Origin of the sequence: Paenibacillus chitinolyticus (assembly GCF_045038035.1) — a bacterium.
Taxonomy (GTDB): Bacteria; Bacillota; Bacilli; order Paenibacillales; family NBRC-103111; genus Paenibacillus_F; species Paenibacillus_F chitinolyticus_A.
This window is the reverse complement of sequence record NZ_CP173427.1, coordinates 5,947,707-5,965,689: the sequence shown is the minus strand read 5'-3', so window position 1 is coordinate 5,965,689 and position 17,983 is coordinate 5,947,707. Positions and strand designations below refer to the sequence as shown.

Sequence of the window (17,983 nt, the reverse complement as noted above, 5' to 3'; positions counted from 1 at the left end):
AACCGGCAAGTTTTTTAAAGGACCATCCTTTGCCAGAGATGCATCATTGGATTGTTAAATCAAGCCATTTATTTTCGCTTGGCGAACTCCGCTTGGAGTGAAGGACACTGGCATGCAAGGCCTCAACGGAAAAAAAGCAAAAAGGCCGTCCTCTTCGGGACAGCCTCATCATCATGCTATTCGATAAAATTTTATAGCTACATATGAGATCGACTTTTAAATTCGGAAATCTCATCTACGGCTTGACGATATCCGCCTGATTTCCGAAACGACTCGCCGATATAGGCAACGGCTTTTTTGAAAGACGGGAGGCTTAGCACTTGATCGGCGGCTTCACGCAGTTGATGTGCTGTCAAACCCTGCATCTGTAAGGCAAGGCCTGCTCCGATTTTGGCGACTTGCCCCGCAACCATCGGTTGATCGGCACTTTGCGGGATGACCACGAGCGGGACCCCGTAGTAAAGACCTTCATGGGCGCTGTTCATTCCGCCGTGTGTGATAAATAACTTCGTGTGCTGCAGCACTTCCGTTTGCGGAACATAATTTTTTACGATGAAATTATCGGGTATCTCCCCCAAATCGGAAATTAGGGTGTTATTTCCTACAGACATGACAATCGTATGATCCGTGTTCCCGAACGCCTCGAAACACAGTTTATAGAAATCAGTCGCCTGGTTAAAAATGGTGCCCAATGAAATGTAAATCGGGTTTTTCCCCTTGATTGCAGTCAAGTCGAAGTTTTTTTGAGCCGGCCGTGAAGAGATGGACGGACCTACAAATTTGTACGTTTGGTCGAATGCCTCCGCATCCGTTTGAAACTCTCTTGTTGTATACACGATAGTTAACGGAGCAGGGTTACAAAACGCCTCGTAAGGAGTACGGATCTCCACACCATATTTTTCGCTCACCGTTTCCGCCAGGCTTTGAAACCGTCTAACGATTTCTTCGGGGGTTTTTATGGAAGGCGGCTCCAAGAAGTTGTCGAACGTTTCCTCTGTATGCGCAAAAGAAGTGCAAGAACTGATAGCGGGAAGCTTAAGAATCCCGGCAAGCAAACGCCCGCATCCGAACATGGAGTCATGGATCATGTAATCAAAATGCTCTCCCCGGGTCTGCTCCAGAACGGTCGGGATGACTACGTCTGCCGTAAGCAGAAGACCGATGGCTCTTTCGAGCAGATAGTCCCTTCCGCCGGAAATAAAGGCTTCCATAAATTTTTGATCGTCAAATGTTCGTACCGAAGCTCCCGTATTCTCAATGCGATCCCGATAAGCTTCCGCACAAAAATAAACGACCTCTTCTCCACGCGAAATAAGCTCCTGCACCACGCCGATCGTCGGATTGACGTGTCCCTCTGATCCGGCGTTAATAAATAAGACACGCGCCATTTCTATCCCTCCTTTGGTATACGTTCCTCCGGATTATGTAAGAGCAAGGTCATATGCCCAAATAATGGAACTCCCTTTATCATAGTACATTCTTTTAAAATCTCAAAATTTTAAGCAAAAAGGGCCGCTCCCTTGGGGACAGGCCCCAACTCCTTGCTCCTGCGTAAACAGCTCGCTGTTCTCCTCGGAATGCTTCTGCGCTGCACCGATTTCGCCTGGAGCTAATCGCGCAATAATTCGTCCCGCACATCGGTTAGCACAAATCCAAGCAGATTCCTGCCTCTCCATTTGATGGGGTTCTCCGCGTCCGGGTTGGACTGGCCCATGCCAATTCCCCAGATGCGATCCCGCGGGCTCGCCTCGACGAGAATACGGTTTTTCGTCGACTTGAGGTATCCGCCAAGGTTCGGATTTTGCGTAAACTTGGCCAGACTGCCTCTTCTGACGATGCCATAGCACTCTTGGTCCCATACGTCCTTGTCGAAGTTTCTAACCGCGCGCCCATAAGCTTTCATCTCCTTGGGGTGATGAGCCTTGAGGATCGCATCCAGCATTTCGTCATCTCCGAACAGCCTTGCTTTCTCAGCCATCATAAACTGCTCAGTGCAGGAATATGCATTCCCGTCTATCACAAACGGGCTCTTCCACCATTGACTAAAACAACTTTTGTCGACGCTGCCGTCCTTTGACGGTGTGTGGCCCCAGAAGAACACAAATTTGAATTTGTTTCCCTCGTTATAAGCTTTTCTTAACTCTTCGATCGTGTATATCATCTCTAATCCTCCAATCTTCTCCGGTATAAGCGGGAAGGGCGATGTCCCGCATTTTCAGTGTAGTGGTCGGTCTCTACCACAAGATCGGCCACTTTACGCCGAAAGGCAGCTTTCAACAGCTCTTTGTCTAAAATAACCTCGTAGACCTGCTGCAGCTCCGTCAGCGTAAACAAGGGCGGCATCAAATGCAGGGCAATATCGGTATAATTCACTTTTCCTCTTAGTCGCTCAATGGCACACGCAATAATTTTCGCATGATCGAAAGCTAATCCATTATTCGATACGATGGAGTATACGGTAGACGCCGACGTAGGCTTTACCGTCACTGTCCGATCCACAACGGCCGTAAGCTCCTCCTCTTCACTGCTAAGCTTGAGCTCAAATTCATACGTTTTTACATACCCATTCTCGAGCAGTTCTTTCCGCTCCCGCAGCAGCCGATAGGTTGCTTTGAACCAGGTAGCGTCGGCAGCGTCGTCCCCCGCCTTCAACTGTACCTGATCGCTGTCGATCAGAGCCATATAGCTGCAGCTCATCACCCAAGTTCGAGGGTCACGCCCAATGTCGCTGAATGTGTACAACTGCTCCAGATAGACATCATCCACGCCGGTCTCCTCGCACAGTTCCCTCGTTGCCGCCTGCTCCGTCGTCTCCCCTAGCCGGACAAAGCCGCCCGGAAGCGCCCATTTGCCTATGTACGGATGCCCTCCCCGTCGGATGAGCAAGACGCGCAGCTCTTTCTCCGGAAGCTTGCGGTAGCTGGCCGCCTCCGTGTTCGTGACGGTGAAGATGACCATATCTGCAGCCACCGAGGGCCGCTCGAAATCCCCCACCCGATACTGCTCCAAAAATTCTCGTTCCGTAAGGCCATCGCGATCCGACAAATCCAATGTACTCGCCTCCTTCTTTGCTCTATGTTATTTCGTTTCCGTTCAGATCTTTAATCCGTCCAATAATCGTTTGAAATTTCTTAGTATCCTTTTGATAATAATAATTTGTTAATAACAAAAATATCAAAAATTCAAAGAGGATGCAAGTCAAACGTGAAAAATAAACACCGTTGGAGGGTTGTGCCGCACGTCCATGTTCCTCCATTCACTTGTGCCCATAGCTAGCAAAATCTACATGATATACATACAACCTTTATATATTGATTTGTTGTGACTATCGTTTCCTAATAGTACTTACTCATTCACCTGGGTTCGCAGGCTTCGCTTGTCGGTCCCCGTGTTTATTGTTATCGGGGGAAGCCGTTTCTCTTCGCACTCCATGCGATAATCAAAGCCACAAGCAGCAGAATCAACAGCACTCCCGGAAACGACTGTACGCCCACAAACTCCAGCAAAGTACCGCCTACGATACCTCCACCAGCGATGGCCAGATTCCATACCGTGGTATTGATGGGCATTGCGATATCTACGCCTTCTTCACCGCTTGCGATGGCTTGCGCGGTTTGCAGCAGCGTGGCGGCACCGCCGAAGGTAAGTCCCCATAACGTTACGGCCGCATAAATAACCGGTGCGGATGTGCCGCCTACCCATAGGGCAACAGACGCAAGTGTAAACCCGAGTAGGCTGATCAATACCAGCAGGCGCAGCATGCGGTCGATGAGCAGGCCAACGACCCAGATGGAGACAAGAGCGGCTAAGCCAAAGACCAACAAGACAAGATCGACACGTCCTCCGAGTCCGGAAGGCTCGAGAAACGGCGCAATGTACGTATATAAAATATTGTGTGCGAACATCCAGGCGAGCACAACCATGAGAATCGGGCGCATGCCGGGCATAACAAACACCTGCCCTACGGTCATTCTTTTATTTGCAGGTTGCCCGGGATAATCCGGCACTTTCCACAACACCCAACCGATTAAAAAAAGAGCGAGCAGAGACATGACCCCGAATACGGCACGCCAGCCGATCAGGTCGCCGAGTAAGGTGCCGATTGGCACTCCGAAGGTCAGAGCAACCGGCGTTCCTACCATCGCGACCGCCAAGGCGCGTCCTTTTAAGGCATCCGGTACCATCCGGCGCGCGTAACCGGCAATCATTCCCCAAGCCGCGCCGGCGGCCACACCCGCAAAAAATCGAGCAACAAGCGTCAAGGCGTAGCTGGCCGATAAAGCGGTAACGGTGTTAAATACCAGGAAACCCGCAATAATAGCGAGCAGCAGCGGACGCCGCCGAACCCCGCCGGTAAACATGGCGAACGGAATAGCTGCCACGAGCGAACCTACCGCATATAGGGTGACGAACTGTCCAGCCATCGCTTTTGTTATATGAAGCCCTTCTCCGATTAACGGCAGCAGCCCGGCTGGAATGGTTTCGGTAAGAATACAGATAAATCCTGTCATTGCAAGCGCGAGCAGGGCAAGCCAGGGAAGCTTGGCAGACAGGTTAGCCGGTTGGTCCGTACTCGTGGGTGATGAATATTGAGACAACTTAGTCTCCTCCTTAGCTGACATTAATTATGGATCAATCATTCCACATATTAAGCCAACTAAATTCACTTGTCAATGACTTCTGGATCGATTAGTATAAAATTAATAAAGGAGGTCATGTTATGCCACGAACGGGACGCCCCCGCGCATTTAATCGTGACGAGGCGGTTGCTGCCGCCATGCGTTTATTCTGGGAACACGGCTTTGATTCCACTTCACTTGCTCAATTGCGCGCTGCGATGGGCGATATATCGGCGGCGAGTTTCTATGCGGCATTCGAATCCAAGGAAGCGCTGTTCCGCGAAGTGGTTGATCAATATATTGAATCTTATGGACAGGTTTCGGAAAGTTTCCGGGATGAAAGTATACCCCCGAAAGCAGCCATCGAGCAGGGATTACGGCGGTCGGCAAGGATGCAGACAGAGAGGTCGCACCCTTTAGGCTGTCTGTTGGTTTTGTCCGCTGTCACCTGTTCTCCTGAGCAAAATCACATCCGAGAGATGCTCGCCAAGGAACGAGAAAGGGTCCGCAGTTGGATGAAAAATTGTATAGAACGGGCCGTAGCAGATGGCGAGTTACCCGATTCTACGGATATCGCCATGCTGGTCGCCTTATTTGAAACATTTCTTCAAGGAATTTCGACGCAAGCCCGGGACCATGTCCCGTACGAGGCAATTGACGCTGCCATAACTCAACTGATGAGTGTATGGGATGTGCTGTCTGCAAAGACGGGGGATCGGAGCAAGATGTGAGAGGGGACAAGTTAGGAGATTATCTATGGGACAGACCTTTTAATCTAATATATGGGGGAAAAGTTGCGGATAACTTCCCGTTTAGCTTAATAAAATGAACAAGCGCTGTCACATAAAAGCTACTTTTGGGGGCCGCGGTTCACCGCGCTTTCCGGAATGGCAAGTTTTTGTGCGCTCTTTTGTATTGGTTACCAGACGGGGCGAAATACGCCTAACCGAGCATTTGGAAAAGTGCGGACTATATCTCTCATATCCGAACGAAGTGCTTGTACTCTTTCAACACCCAGAACGTTTTTCCAGCGTTCCTCGATCAACGTAAAAATACGTTCCGTTGCACGAATACATTGCCAGCCTCGTTCGGTCAGAACAATAAGCTTCCCCCTTCGGTCAGATGGATGAGGCTCCCTGTTCACATAACCGTGCTCTTCCAAATAATCGATCGTTATGCTGGCTGCCTGTTTTGTAACTCCCAGGTGACCGGCAATTTCAATGCCTGTAGCCCCGCCATGGGAAATTAGCTGAAATATAAATCCATGAGAAGGCCGAACATCATCGAAACCTAGTTTAGCTAACTCGACATGTAACTCCTCAACCGCTAATTGAAATGCTGTTGCAAAGAGAATCGTAAGATCGTATCCCACCGCTTCTTCAGCCACTGATTTTATCCCACCCTATGTAGTTTAATTGCTGCAAACTCTTTTGTTACCATTTTACCATGACTCATTAAAATAAAATAACGAAGGCCACCCCTCTACAGGGGCAGCCTCTGGTTAACCGTTTAATTTTTCTTGACTTGGCAGGCGGGTTGCTGATTCAATTCAGCTCCAATTTGGCGGAATAATGATGCGGTGTCAAATAAGGCCCAGTGTTCAACGATTTTCCCGTCCTCAAGCCGATATTCGCGGTATAACTTAACATCCACGCGGTTGCCGGAAGCTTCCGTCCCTCTAAAATTTCCTTCGTGGGTCCCTGTCATTCTTAGTCTTACAACAACACGGTCACCTTGTCCGATCATACTTTCCACGGCGGAAAATTGATCCGGAAACGCAGTATGCAAAAGGCAAGCCATATTCACAAGGCCCTCTGCATTGTTTGGTTCATACGCATGGTCGATGTAATCTTCCCGCAAATACCGATCCACGCATTCTCGATCGCCTTCGTTCCAGAATTTCCGGATAAACGTACGGACAAGCTCAATATTTTCTTCAACATTCATGATTAACCCTCCACCCGAAATATAGTCAATTCATTTGACTACTTCATTTTATTACAGGGCGTCATAATAGTCAATTATATTGACTAAATACAGGATCTTGCCGTTATTTGTGTACGGCTCAGCTTAACGGTGCTATCGGCGAAAAATAGCCTGCCGGACTAAAAAACAACCACCGACGACTGTTTAAGTCGGCAGTGGTTGTCGGGCAAATCCGGTTTACTTGTCAATCAGATTCGTTGTCTTGAGCAATCTTGCGATTAATGCCGTCACTTCGGCGCGCGTCATATTCGACTGCGGGCTCAGAAGCTGCGGTCCGTTGCCTTGCACGATCCCCGCCTCAATCATCCGAGCGACGTCCTCTCCCGCCCAAGCTGATACGTTTTTAGCGTCCTCATACTTCGCCAACAGAGAATCGGTTTGATTCTGATCAAGCGCGGCTTTCGGCTTGATCAGTTGATAGGCTCGGGCGATCATCGCCATTCCCTGTTCTCTTGTGATGGGTCGGTCGCCGTAGAAGTTGCCGTTTTCGTAGCCGCGGACGATATCGAACTCGTTCGCGATCGCTACGGAGTTGCGATACCACGCGGAATCCGAAACGTCCGTGAACTTGTTTTGCGGTGCATTTTGACGCTTCAAACCAAGACCGGCCACGACAATCTCCGAGAACTCGGAGCGCGTGACGTTGCGGTCCGGCGAGAACGTATTGTCCCCGTTACCCACTAGATCAAGCCTAGCTGCAATATTGTTCACGTCTGTTTTGCCCCAGTGCTGCTTCACGTCGTCGAAACCTTTCGGGTTCCAAATGACCGAGTAGGAACCGTGGCTGCGTAAGTCGTTAATCAATGCATAATAACGGCTATTGATCTTCGTTACAACGGTCGGCACATGGAACACGCTGCCGTCCGGGTTGATAATGACGCCTGTCGTAATGCGGTTAGGATCGATGCCTTCCGGCAAAGCAATGTACTTCGGTGCATATCCGTTCAATTGCTCCGATCTAACCGTCTTGCCGCCGTGCGAGAAGGTCATGTCGAGATCGACCGGCGTCACGAGAAGCTCGTAGCCTTCCGCTGCCGCTTGGTTTTTGGCGCTGTTCACAAGCGCGTCTGATGAACGGGCGATGTCGATATGAACCGCGATGTCGCCCAGCGCCGCATCGCCCAGTTGCTTGGACACTCCGCTCAAGTCCATCTTGCCGCCGTGAACGGGGTAGATGGCCAGCGGGTTGCCGATTTCGAGGCTTGTTCCTTTGTCGGCAAGCTGTTTTACGGCTCCTGCCGTCAATCCGTCTACCTTCACATCGCCATCTTTCGGAGAACGGATCTCCAGCTTCTGCCCGCTGCCTTGCGACAGGGTCTCGTTCAGCTTGTCCGGATCGACTTGAACCGACGTTGTCGTACGGTCTCCGGAGGTTGACGTTTTGCCGGATGCAAACGTACCGTCCTTGCCGTTCACGGAAGTCTCGATTCCCGATTCATTCGGTTTTGGCGTTTCAGGCGTCGGCGTACCTCCGGTTCCGCCAGTGTTACCGCCAGTGTTACCGCCGTTGTTGCTGGTACTGCTGGAAGCTCTGGTAACTTTAATCGTATACAGCGTTACGTTGTTCTTGGAATCCGTCACCTTCACAACGATTGTATTCACGCCTTCGTGCAAGAGCAGATTGCCGCTAAGCCCCCCGTTAGGCACATCCTGATACACCGCGCTATTGACGGATACTTCGATCTTCGCGGCCGGATCAAGCGCCGCCGGGAGCAATGTCACGCCGTAGGTGCTATTCGTTACGGAAGCCGTATACTCGTTCGGCTTACCGGGTACTGAAGTCAATCGGATATCCGTTCCGTTCCGGCTATTAAGCTGCAGCTTGGTCAGCGCGGATTGGTCCTTGGTGTCTACCTTTAGTTCTTTGTTTACCGTGTAGGAATTATTATTCTTCGTAGCTGTTACTTTAATAGTGTAATCACCATCGGCCAAGTCGCTGTCCGGCGTGAAGCTCCACGTTCCGTCCGGGTTAACAATGACTGTTGGCGTTCCAATGACTTTGCCGTCTTTATCCTTGATTTCTACCGTTACCGTCGATCCTGCGTCCGTTGTTCCTTTGAACTCAGGCTTCGTCTCATTGACGATCTTGCCGCTTGGTTCCGTGACGGTTAACGCAGGCAGCGAAGTGTCGATGGTAACAGGCTTTGTTTCTTTTGCCGTTTTTCCATCCTTTGTGGCGGACACTTCAATGTTGTAGGCTCCATCGGCCAGATCGGTTTGGGGTTGGAAGCTCCAAGTACCGTCCGGATTGACAGTTACGGCTTGCGTTGCTTTTTCATTGCCGTTTTGGTCTTTAATCGTAACCGTGACGGCAGCGTCCGGATCGGCCGTTCCCTTCACTGCAGGCTTAGACACGTAAACGGTATCGCCGCTTGGTTCCGTGACCGTTAACGTTGGTCCTGGTATCGCCACTAGGATCCCGCTTGACTTTGTTGCTGTCCGGTTGTTATTCAGCGCGGTTGCCTCAATTTTGTAGGTGCCGTCCGTCAAGCTTACATTTGGAAGAAACGTCCAGTTGCCGTTGACATCAACAGTTGCGGCACCGCCTGCGTTTGTTACCGGATTGCCATTCGAATCTTTGATCACGATGTTCACCGTAGAGCCCGGTTCGACCGTGCCTTCAATCGTCGGCTTGCCTGCGGCTACCGGATCCACGCCGGGTTTCGTAATGTTCAGCGCATCGGCAAACGAATCGATCGCATTCATCGTAAATGGATGAACGGATCTCCCGTTGGTACCTTTCAAAGTACCCGATCCATCATAGGATACGCTCACCGCTTTACCATTAACATCCGTTCCATTAGGTAAAGTGAGAATCACCTTTTTAGGGTCCGTGGGATCCACTTTGTAGTCCCCCGCATTAATCGTAACGGTATCGGTGCCAACTTTAATCTCAAATCCGTTCAGATTCGGCAAACTCCCCAAACCTTGGTCAAAGCTAAGCATGATTTGAGTCGGGCTCGCTACGATTTGCTCGAGCGCGGCACTATCTATTACTGGCATCGGAATAGCGAAGGTGAAAAAGTGACCGTCAGTAAGCGCCACTTTGGTTGTCGTCGTATAATACGCGACACCATTAGACGAAATTTCAGTTAATGCATATTCCTTGGCACCTTTAAAATCTGCGCTATCGCTTACGACTAAGGTTGCGTCTGCCGGGATGGCGCTTTTGGCAATCGTTACTTGCACATCGCCAACGTCGTTCGTGTTTTGTACCTTCCAAATCCGGTCGGCATAGTTTTTGTTGGTTGTACCCATTGGCGTATTGAAGACTAAGGTCTTGCCATTGTCGCCCCAGACCAAGGACTGATTGTCTTGAAGTTCCTCTGTAATGGCTTCATTTTTTTCCGACAGCGCACCGAGCCCGATCGTCAGCTTGGATGCATCGTTGGCTGAACGGCTTTGTTTCTGCTGCAAACCTTGGCCATCGTCGCGGGCGATACCTGCAATGTTTTTGTTATAGTTTGCATCCGCCTGCCAAATGACGTTATTCCCCGAATCCAAATAGTTGACGTTGTTTAACGATACGCCATATTTAATCGCTAAATAGGAATTGATTTTCTGTCTTTCGGTTAGCGTTAATGGGCCTGAATAGAAAATATATTCACCTACTTGGCCTCTATAATAACTTGAATCGACATGCTCTTTGCCAAGAAACATGGGGGATCCGTTCCCCGTTATGGCAGGATCACCCGATTTGCCAGGCTTAGAAGTAAGACTCTCCCCATTGCGATAAATGGATTGACCGGGGTCTGCGGAACCGTTGGTGCCATAATTAAAGTTCCAAATATAATAGGTCCCTTGTACTACGGATCCTGCCGAAGTAGCCATTCGCTGGCCCTGTTGATTCCCTGCGTCCCAATAAACGACTCCGCCATAAGGAAGATGCACCTGGAATCTGCCGCCGCCCGCATTTTCCCAAAAAATGGAGTTGTTATCATTCCCAATACCTGAGATGACAAATACATTGAAGTTATTGTAGGAGGTTCCGGTTCCCAGAATACCATTCGCATTTCGCAGAAAATCATCGCTTCCATCAAAGGTGAGGGCCTTGTTAAAATTAAGCCGGTTGCTTTCGTCGTTATAAGCAGGTTGTTTGGTAACATCGGTTTGGGAAAAATCATGGTTATGACCGCTCTGATCCTTCCATTCCGAAACTTTACCGTTTTCTACTTTCACACCTTCTTCCGCACGAAGCCATAAGTGAAGGTTGCCGGATACCCCGCCCGGATAGACAGGGTTAGGCGCCGCTTTCGCAGTCTGAGGGGTCCACGCAGCAGACAATAAGCCTGTTGTCAGGACGCTGACCAACAGCAGATTGAGCGGCTTCTTCCACCTCATCTTGCTCTTTCTCGCAAGCATCATTTCATCATCTCCTTTGAATTACCCTTACTCATAGCGAAGAGGCCGTAAGTACGGTTTTCTATGCACAACATTATAGACAAAACCTCTAACCAAACTCTAACCACAATGAATGAAATAGAAATCCCGTCTTGCCGATATAGTTATAGCACGGGAAATAGAGATTCCAGGTCCGATGGTTGGGGGTATCCGAATGAAAGTCATGCTGGTAGACGATGAGCGGCTTGCATTAATCAGGTTAGAAAAAATGCTGGAGGAGTATCCTGATTGCAAAGTCACCGGCTCCTTCTCGAAGACAGAATTAGCGATCAGTCAGATTGGCGAAACACAACCCGACGCCGTCTTTCTGGATATTCAGATGCCGGGGTTAAATGGTTTGAGGGCATCAGAGCGGATACGTTCTATCTCGCCGGACACGAAGATCATTTATGTGACAGCCTATGACGAATACGCGGTTGAGGCATTCGAACTGGATGCGACCGATTACCTGATGAAGCCGTTAAGACGCGACCGGTTGAGCCGGACCATACAGCGTCTGCGGGAACGCGTTGTTGAGCATCATCCGGAGCCGACGAAAGATGAAGAATTGTTGTACCATTGCTTGGGTGATATGCAAATCCGGAAGCCGAACGGGGAATTGGAATTCCTGAAGTGGAGAACGACGAAGGCGAAAGAGTTGTTTGCCTACTTGCTATATCACCGGGGGAAAGTGATTAGCAAGAATGCCTTGCTGGAATTGCTTTGGCCGGAATTGGACGAACGCAAAGGGCTCGCCAATCTGCAGACGAGTATTAATCGGATTCGCAGCGTATGGAAGGATACAGTCGGAGAAGGCTATATCTCGATCCGATACGCTCAGTATGGATATGTCCTTGAGCCGAAACGGCTGCGAATTGACGCGGAAGAATGGGAGCATGAGCTGCGCCGATTAAACCCTGTTTCCCTCGAGCAAGCCCCCGAACATCAGCGACTGCTCGATAGGTATCGCGGCGATTTTTACGAAGAGGATCATTACGTATGGGCGGAGAGTGAACGCCAAAGGCTTAAAGCGCTATGGTTACAGCATGCCCAACAATTGGGGCAATTCTATGGATCTCGCGACATGAATATGGAAGCGCTCGGTGTTTACCATCAAATCCAAAAGCAGGAACCTCTGTATGAAGATAGTTATCTCGCGCTTATGAAGATATATGCCCGGCTGAATGACGCGGATTCCGTCCAAAAACAATATGAATTTCTGACCCGGCTATTGGAACAGGAAGCGGAGGCCGGTCCTAGTACCGGCATACTGGAATGGTATACACAATGGAAAAATTCCTTCCTTTATTCGGGCACGACAAAGCTGACAGTTGTGCCTTGATTGGGAAAGCTCCGGATTTGCAACCCTTTGCCGTATAGCTGCTTTAATCGTCGATCCGTATTATACAAGCCGATTCCCGCCTTTGCGTCCAAGCGGCTATCCAGGACTCGCCGTACCTTCTCCTCATCCATCCCTATACCGTTATCTGCGACCGAAATTTCCGCCTCCTTTTCTTTTGCGGTAATCCGAATATGAATTTCCCCGCCTTCCTCACGGCTTAGCAGGCCGTGTCGTATGGCGTTCTCGACAAGAGGCTGGATGCTAAGAGGAGGGACTTGCACATGAGACCTTACGTCCACCTCCCAGCGAATGTCTAATCTGTCATCAAAACGTTCCTTTTCGATATACAAATAAGAGCGGACCAAACCAAGCTCATGCTCAAGCGGAACAAGCCGTTCCAAATTCCGAAAATCGAAGCTTGCCCGCAAGTAATGGCCGAATGCTTCAAGCAACGCGCTCATTTTATCATTATCGATTTCGCTGAGAGCGGCTATCGAATTGAGCGTGTTGTACAGAAAATGCGGTTGAATTTGCGCCTGAAGCCATGCCGCTTCCATGCGCAGCTTTTCGCGCACGGATTGCTTCAATTCGGTCAACGCCCGTACTCTGGACTTCAGTTCCATCGCATCAACGGGCTTCGTCACGTAATCGTTGGCACCCGACAGGAATCCGGCATCCATATCTTCCGGCCTGCTGCGGGCGGTCAGAAGCAGAATGGGAAGCTCCGAGACGGAGAAGCGCTCACGAACGAATCGGGACAATTCGTATCCCGACATATTCGGCATCATGATGTCGGTAATGATCAAGTCCCATTCTCTGGTATCCAGAATGGCAATTGCGTCCCGTCCGCTTGCAGCGGTGACGACGTTATACTTTTCAGAAGTTAGAAGGCTGCTCAATATATTTAAATTGACGGCATCGTCGTCTATAACCAGAAGGTTTGGCCGGTCCGAACCCATCGTCGATTCCGGCATGGAAATGCCATCGCGAGGTTCAGAGGAATCGGAAACCGCCGCTTCTGCATAAACGGTCGATACCGGAGCGATCATGGCCGTATCGCATTGTACGATGGATGAATCGGATAACTGCAAGGTAAAGCTGAATACCGAACCTTGGCCGGGAATAGAGTCAACCTCCAACGTGCTTCCATGCAGCTCCACCAGCTGTTTGCATATACTTAACCCGAGCCCGAGTCCGCCTCCAGGTGCCGTTATGCCAGAGTCCCCCTGTTCGTAGGGTGCAAACATCCTTTGCTGCGTTTCTAGATCTATCCCGATGCCGGTGTCTGCGATAAATATCTTCGCCTTACCGTCCTTGACCTCGGCCTTTATTGTGATCTCTCCTTGGTCTGTGTATTTTACCGCATTGTGAAGCAGGTTGAACAAAATTTGCGTAAGCCGGTTTTCATCGGCCGTGATAGTAGGGAAGTTGGCCGGAATGTCGTTGACGATGCGAATCGGCTTGCCTTCCGTCATGAAACGAAGCATATCAGCTACGCCGGATGCGACTCCCTGAACGCGGACACTCCCCATTTGCAAACGGATGCCGTTCTCCTGAAGCCGCGTCATGTCCAGCAGATCGTTAAGCATGTATGACATTCGCTTGCCTACGGAAATAAGCAGCTGCATGTTCTCTCTGGATTTACCGTCTTGATCTTTCATTCCGGTATCCAGAACGGTCTGGGCGATGTTAAGAATGCCATGCAGCGGATTTCGCAATTCATGGGAGGTGTTGGCCAGGAAGTCGTCCTTCAGCTTGTCCGCTTTCTGAAGCTTCTGAGCGAGTTTCGCCGTTTGGTCGGAATGACGGAAATAACGTTTGAACCAGAAAGACGCAAAAGCGAGAAACGCAACGATCAGGTCGATCGGGTAATAGCCCGTACCGAGCAGACCCTTGAGGTAACCCCCAATGATATTTGTCAAAACACAGGTTAGGCCAACGACCAAATAAATGGCATCCTTATCGCTCTTCAGGACCGTACGCAGCGAGAACGTCAGAAAGTAAAGGCAAGCGAGCAAATCTAAGGTGTAGTATACGGTCAACCCTCCCAGAGCGAACCTGGCCGGCAACAACACAACCGAAAGAGCGGCAATCGCACAGAGCACGGGGAACCAGCGGAACACTCTGTTTTTCGCATGCTCCGGCAAAAGATTTTTGGCCAACTGCAGCAGGAAGGCGCCTACTCCAATAAAGGATAGAAGAATGAGTTTAATGGACCACTCATAGTTGATGGCCGGCAGCCAGACTAGCAAAAGCTTATCATCGTCGAGCAATGTCATGGCAATGGCACTTACAACGAGCATAAAGAAGTAGATCAAAGCTTTTTGTCGGGTGCCGATCGCATACAGAATAAGCGCATACAAGGCATGAATCATCAGAACGATACATACGACTACCTGCATGTTGACGGAAAACCCTACTTCTTTATCTATCGCACGTTCGCTGCCGAACCTGATCGATTCTACCAAACCGCCTTTGTTGCTGTTGTCATAATTCGCAGCTTGTACGACAATATCGATTTCGCCTGTATCGGCTCTGAAAGCAGCGGTGTAAGGCATGCTTCGGGCGGTATACTGTTGTTTGTTCTTCGCCGGCTGGCCCTCCCCCGCCACAAGACGATTATTCACATAAAGTTCGGCTGAAGTACGCACGTTCGAAACGCGGATGCCATAGGTTAGCTCGTTATCCGGGTTGACCTTGACGCGCAGACGATAGGAGCCATAGCCATATGGCGAGTTATGCGCGGATATGGACGAGTCCCACTTGCCGGGAACTTGAATGAGTACCCTTCCCTCTCCGGATGAGATTGCGTCCGACCCGCTTTGCATCACAAACTTGCCGGGATAGAACTCCCAATCTCCGTCTAATGCAACCGTGCGATCCTCGGTGAAGTCGAAGCCGCGCAAATCCAATTCGCCCCGAACGGCACGAGGGTGATCCGGCGGCGCCAGAAGTAAAGCCCAGATGATTCGAATCAGGAGTAAGGCGATAAGGAATGAGCCTGTAATAAGGACTGTTTTTCGTTTTGTCATCATAATCCAACCTATTTTCGACAAAAACAAGGAAATTCCTTTGATGAAGCCTAACTTGCGATCTCGATATCATCGAATGTTACAAGGAAGCAGCATTAAAAATCCATTCTCTGTCGACTAACCCTTGTTTCCCCCTTCACGTGACAACGACTTTATTCCACTAAACCCAAAGAAGCCGCGATTTACGCGGCACTTAATGAGATAAAGTTCTGCCAACCGGCATATGGCTGGGACAAGTCAGGTTTAAGAGATCCTGAGCTCTTTTCGTTTATAAAATTAAAACGTGTTATATATATTTTCACATTCTTCCGCGGTCGGTTCATAAAAACAGTGCTTCTTCCATCGTCCCGCGAGCGGCTGATTATACCAAGTTGGCGGACATGGTCCGGGGTTTTCGAACGTCCCTGGACGGAAATACCACAGGGAGAATTTACCCGGCCAATTCCGCTCCCCATTCACAGCCCGCTGCGCCAGACGGCGTTCTCTCTCTCTTGCTTTTTGATAATACAAACCATGCTGCAATGCTTCGAACGCATGCGGCTGGTTGATCATCTGGGGAATGGTCCGGATTCCTTTAAAATCGGAGCAATTCGCTCTTACTCGGTTAATGCCGACATTCCCGACAAGGAGCATGCCCTGTTCGCCTTCGGTCTCGGCTTCGGCTCGAAGCAACCTTGCCAACATATTAATATCCTGTTCCCTGGCTTTTACGACTGCCATTCGGCTCACCTCTTTAGATTTCTAGACTCATCATATTGTAGGCGAAGCAGATGTGTTACTCTGGCAGGCAATTTAATAAAATGAACAAGCGCTATTTCACCTAACAGCTGCCTTTTTCGCCTGGGTTATGAACCAGCCTCTGGCAGCAAGATCCGCCCAAACTCAACGATTACAGGTGTGATATAATAGGCGATAATGGATGAATATAGAGAATAGGTGTGTGGACCAGTGGAAATAAAGCCGGAACATCTACCCAAAGTAAAACAACCGCTATACCTTACCGTATACAATGAACTGTTCAAAAAAATCATGAGTGGCGTGTTCCCCTCCAATAGTCAATTGCCTGCTGAACCTGAACTTGCCAAAATGTTCGACGTAAGCAGAATGACGTTAAGACAAGCATTAGCTCTATTGCAGGATGACGGGCTGGTAAAGAGTATTCATGGCAGAGGAAACTTTGTTACCCAATCTCGGATTGTGCAGAGAAACGATGGACTGGATAAAATCGGAAACCCTATTTATAAGTGCCATACAGAGAACATTGATCATGTCGACATCCAGTTCAGACTGGACTTGGAGAGTGACTACACCAAAGAGGTCCTGAAAAGGAAAGCCACGGCGGTGGTAGCCGTTGAGCGTTGGTATATGAGTAAAGGACAGGCGGTGGCTTTCGGATTTACCTTTATGGCAATCGAAGCCGTAACAGAATTGAACCTGGACCTCCAAAATGAAGGGCAGCTGTTGGACATGCTTGAGAATAAGGTATATGAGCTGGCTAACTCTGCAACGGTGGAGGTCAAACATTCCACGGTGATGAATACCTCGTCTCAAAAATTTGAACTTGATGCCGGCGAGGGGTGCGACTTGCTGCTGGAAAGTCTATATGTAAATGAACCGTACCCTATTGTTTACAATAAATATTATATTCCTAAAGAATTTAGCCGGATTGTGATCAACGCTTCGAAAAAATAGGACGTAATATAATTGCAGGGCAGTGGTTTCTCCATGAAGGAGAGATCACTGCCTTTTTGCTTAGCTGACTGCCTAAAGTATGGAAAACTCGACATTTATCCAGAAAAAATTAGTTGATAAAGGAACGCGATTTATGGTACTTTATCCATGAACAAATTAGACAACTTATTATACAACTATACCAATTTGTAAAAAGGAGAGTTAAAATGAGTACATCCGCTAAAGAAACGCCGCATATTCAACCCGGAGGAGCAGAGATCGCCGAGACGATTTTATTGCCGGGCGATCCCTTAAGAGCGAAGTTTATTGCAGAGAACTTTTTGGATAATGTCGTCCAGTTCAATGAAGTCCGCGGTATGCTGGGCTACACGGGAACTTTCAAGGGGAGAAAAATATCCGTGATGGGAACCGGAATGGGAACTCCAAGCATGAGTCTGTATTCATGGGAGCTGATTCATGTATTCGGTGTTAAGAATCTCATTCGAATCGGTTCCGCAGGAGCGATTCAAGATCATTTGAACCTGTATGACATCGTTTTCGCAATGGGTTCTGCAACCGATTCCAATTATGGACACCAGTACAATCTCCCGGGTCACTATTCGATTACGGCATCATTCGAGCTGTTGGAAAAGGCCAAGAAAATAGCAGACGCGCAGGGGCAGAAGGTTCATGTAGGCAATGTGCTCTCCAGTGACATCTTCTATAATGCGGATCCGACGGCGCTGAAGAGATGGAGTGAAATGGGCATTCTATGCGCCGAGATGGAATCTGCAGGCCTGTATATGAATGCAGCTCATGCGGGCGTTAACGCACTGTGCATCTTGACGATCAGCGATCATATTTTCAGACATGAATCCACGACCACCGAAGAAAGACAGACAGCTTTCACTAAAATGATGGAAATTGCACTGGAACTTGCTTAATCAATTGAT

The 17,983-nt window shown here is 49.2% G+C and carries 13 protein-coding genes; 4 read left to right on the top strand and 9 right to left on the bottom strand.

Going from position 1 to position 17,983, the window contains the following annotated elements:
• Nucleotides 1-197: 197 nt before the first annotated feature.
• The 4 genes from ACI48J_RS26970 to ACI48J_RS26955 all read right to left on the bottom strand — a co-directional run bounded on the left by ACI48J_RS26970 (nucleotide 198) and on the right by ACI48J_RS26955 (nucleotide 4,622).
• On the bottom strand, nucleotides 198-1,388 hold the full coding sequence (locus ACI48J_RS26970; protein WP_405081065.1) for a macrolide family glycosyltransferase: 1,191 nt from the start codon (nucleotides 1,386-1,388) through the stop codon (nucleotides 198-200).
• A gap of 221 nt (nucleotides 1,389-1,609) precedes the next feature.
• Entirely contained in the window at nucleotides 1,610-2,161 is a 552-nt protein-coding gene (locus ACI48J_RS26965) for an NADAR family protein (protein WP_405081063.1), read from the bottom strand.
• A 2-nt stretch (nucleotides 2,162-2,163) separates the two neighbouring features.
• Nucleotides 2,164-3,051 carry an NUDIX hydrolase gene (locus ACI48J_RS26960; protein WP_405081062.1) on the bottom strand — a complete coding sequence of 296 codons (888 nt, stop codon included), beginning with the start codon at nucleotides 3,049-3,051 and terminating at the stop codon, nucleotides 2,164-2,166.
• Nucleotides 3,052-3,398: 347 nt separating this feature from the next.
• Nucleotides 3,399-4,622 (bottom strand): MFS transporter, encoded by a 1,224-nt coding sequence (locus tag ACI48J_RS26955; protein WP_405081060.1) that lies wholly within the window; start codon nucleotides 4,620-4,622, stop codon nucleotides 3,399-3,401.
• A 98-nt stretch (nucleotides 4,623-4,720) separates the two neighbouring features.
• Here ACI48J_RS26955 and ACI48J_RS26950 point away from each other — a divergent pair, with 98 nt between their 5' ends.
• On the top strand, nucleotides 4,721-5,350 hold the full coding sequence (locus ACI48J_RS26950) for a TetR/AcrR family transcriptional regulator (RefSeq protein WP_405081058.1): 630 nt from the start codon (nucleotides 4,721-4,723) through the stop codon (nucleotides 5,348-5,350).
• 188 nt (nucleotides 5,351-5,538) lie between these two features.
• Here the strand turns inward: ACI48J_RS26950 and ACI48J_RS26945 are convergent, their stop codons facing one another.
• The 3 genes from ACI48J_RS26945 to ACI48J_RS26935 all read right to left on the bottom strand — a co-directional run bounded on the left by ACI48J_RS26945 (nucleotide 5,539) and on the right by ACI48J_RS26935 (nucleotide 10,970).
• On the bottom strand, nucleotides 5,539-6,006 hold the full coding sequence (locus ACI48J_RS26945) for a MarR family winged helix-turn-helix transcriptional regulator (RefSeq protein WP_405081057.1): 468 nt from the start codon (nucleotides 6,004-6,006) through the stop codon (nucleotides 5,539-5,541).
• 122 nt (nucleotides 6,007-6,128) lie between these two features.
• Complete coding sequence (locus ACI48J_RS26940) at nucleotides 6,129-6,566, bottom strand: ester cyclase (RefSeq protein ID WP_405081056.1); 438 nt, start codon at nucleotides 6,564-6,566, stop codon at nucleotides 6,129-6,131.
• A 216-nt stretch (nucleotides 6,567-6,782) separates the two neighbouring features.
• A complete protein-coding gene (locus ACI48J_RS26935) occupies nucleotides 6,783-10,970 on the bottom strand; it encodes an S-layer homology domain-containing protein (protein ID WP_405081055.1) in 4,188 nt (1,395 codons plus the stop codon).
• A 190-nt stretch (nucleotides 10,971-11,160) separates the two neighbouring features.
• Between ACI48J_RS26935 and ACI48J_RS26930 the strand changes: the two genes are divergently transcribed.
• The gene (locus ACI48J_RS26930; protein ID WP_405081053.1) at nucleotides 11,161-12,327 is read left to right on the top strand and encodes a response regulator; all 1,167 of its coding nucleotides are present in this window, start codon (nucleotides 11,161-11,163) and stop codon (nucleotides 12,325-12,327) included.
• Here the strand turns inward: ACI48J_RS26930 and ACI48J_RS26925 are convergent.
• Nucleotides 12,291-15,362 (bottom strand): ATP-binding protein, encoded by a 3,072-nt coding sequence (locus ACI48J_RS26925; RefSeq protein WP_405081052.1) that lies wholly within the window; start codon nucleotides 15,360-15,362, stop codon nucleotides 12,291-12,293. The two genes, ACI48J_RS26930 and ACI48J_RS26925, sit on opposite strands and share 37 nt — an antisense overlap.
• Before the next feature lie 273 nt (nucleotides 15,363-15,635).
• The gene (locus tag ACI48J_RS26920; RefSeq protein WP_405081051.1) at nucleotides 15,636-16,079 is read right to left on the bottom strand and encodes a cell wall hydrolase; all 444 of its coding nucleotides are present in this window, start codon (nucleotides 16,077-16,079) and stop codon (nucleotides 15,636-15,638) included.
• Nucleotides 16,080-16,307: 228 nt separating this feature from the next.
• On the opposite strand from ACI48J_RS26920, the gene ACI48J_RS26915 reads away from it, so the two are divergent.
• Together ACI48J_RS26915 and deoD are read left to right on the top strand one after the other, a co-directional pair.
• A complete protein-coding gene (locus ACI48J_RS26915) occupies nucleotides 16,308-17,051 on the top strand; it encodes a GntR family transcriptional regulator (RefSeq protein ID WP_405081049.1) in 744 nt (247 codons plus the stop codon).
• 206 nt (nucleotides 17,052-17,257) lie between these two features.
• Complete coding sequence (gene deoD / locus ACI48J_RS26910; protein ID WP_405081048.1) at nucleotides 17,258-17,974, top strand: purine-nucleoside phosphorylase; 717 nt, start codon at nucleotides 17,258-17,260, stop codon at nucleotides 17,972-17,974.
• Nucleotides 17,975-17,983 lie beyond the last annotated feature (9 nt).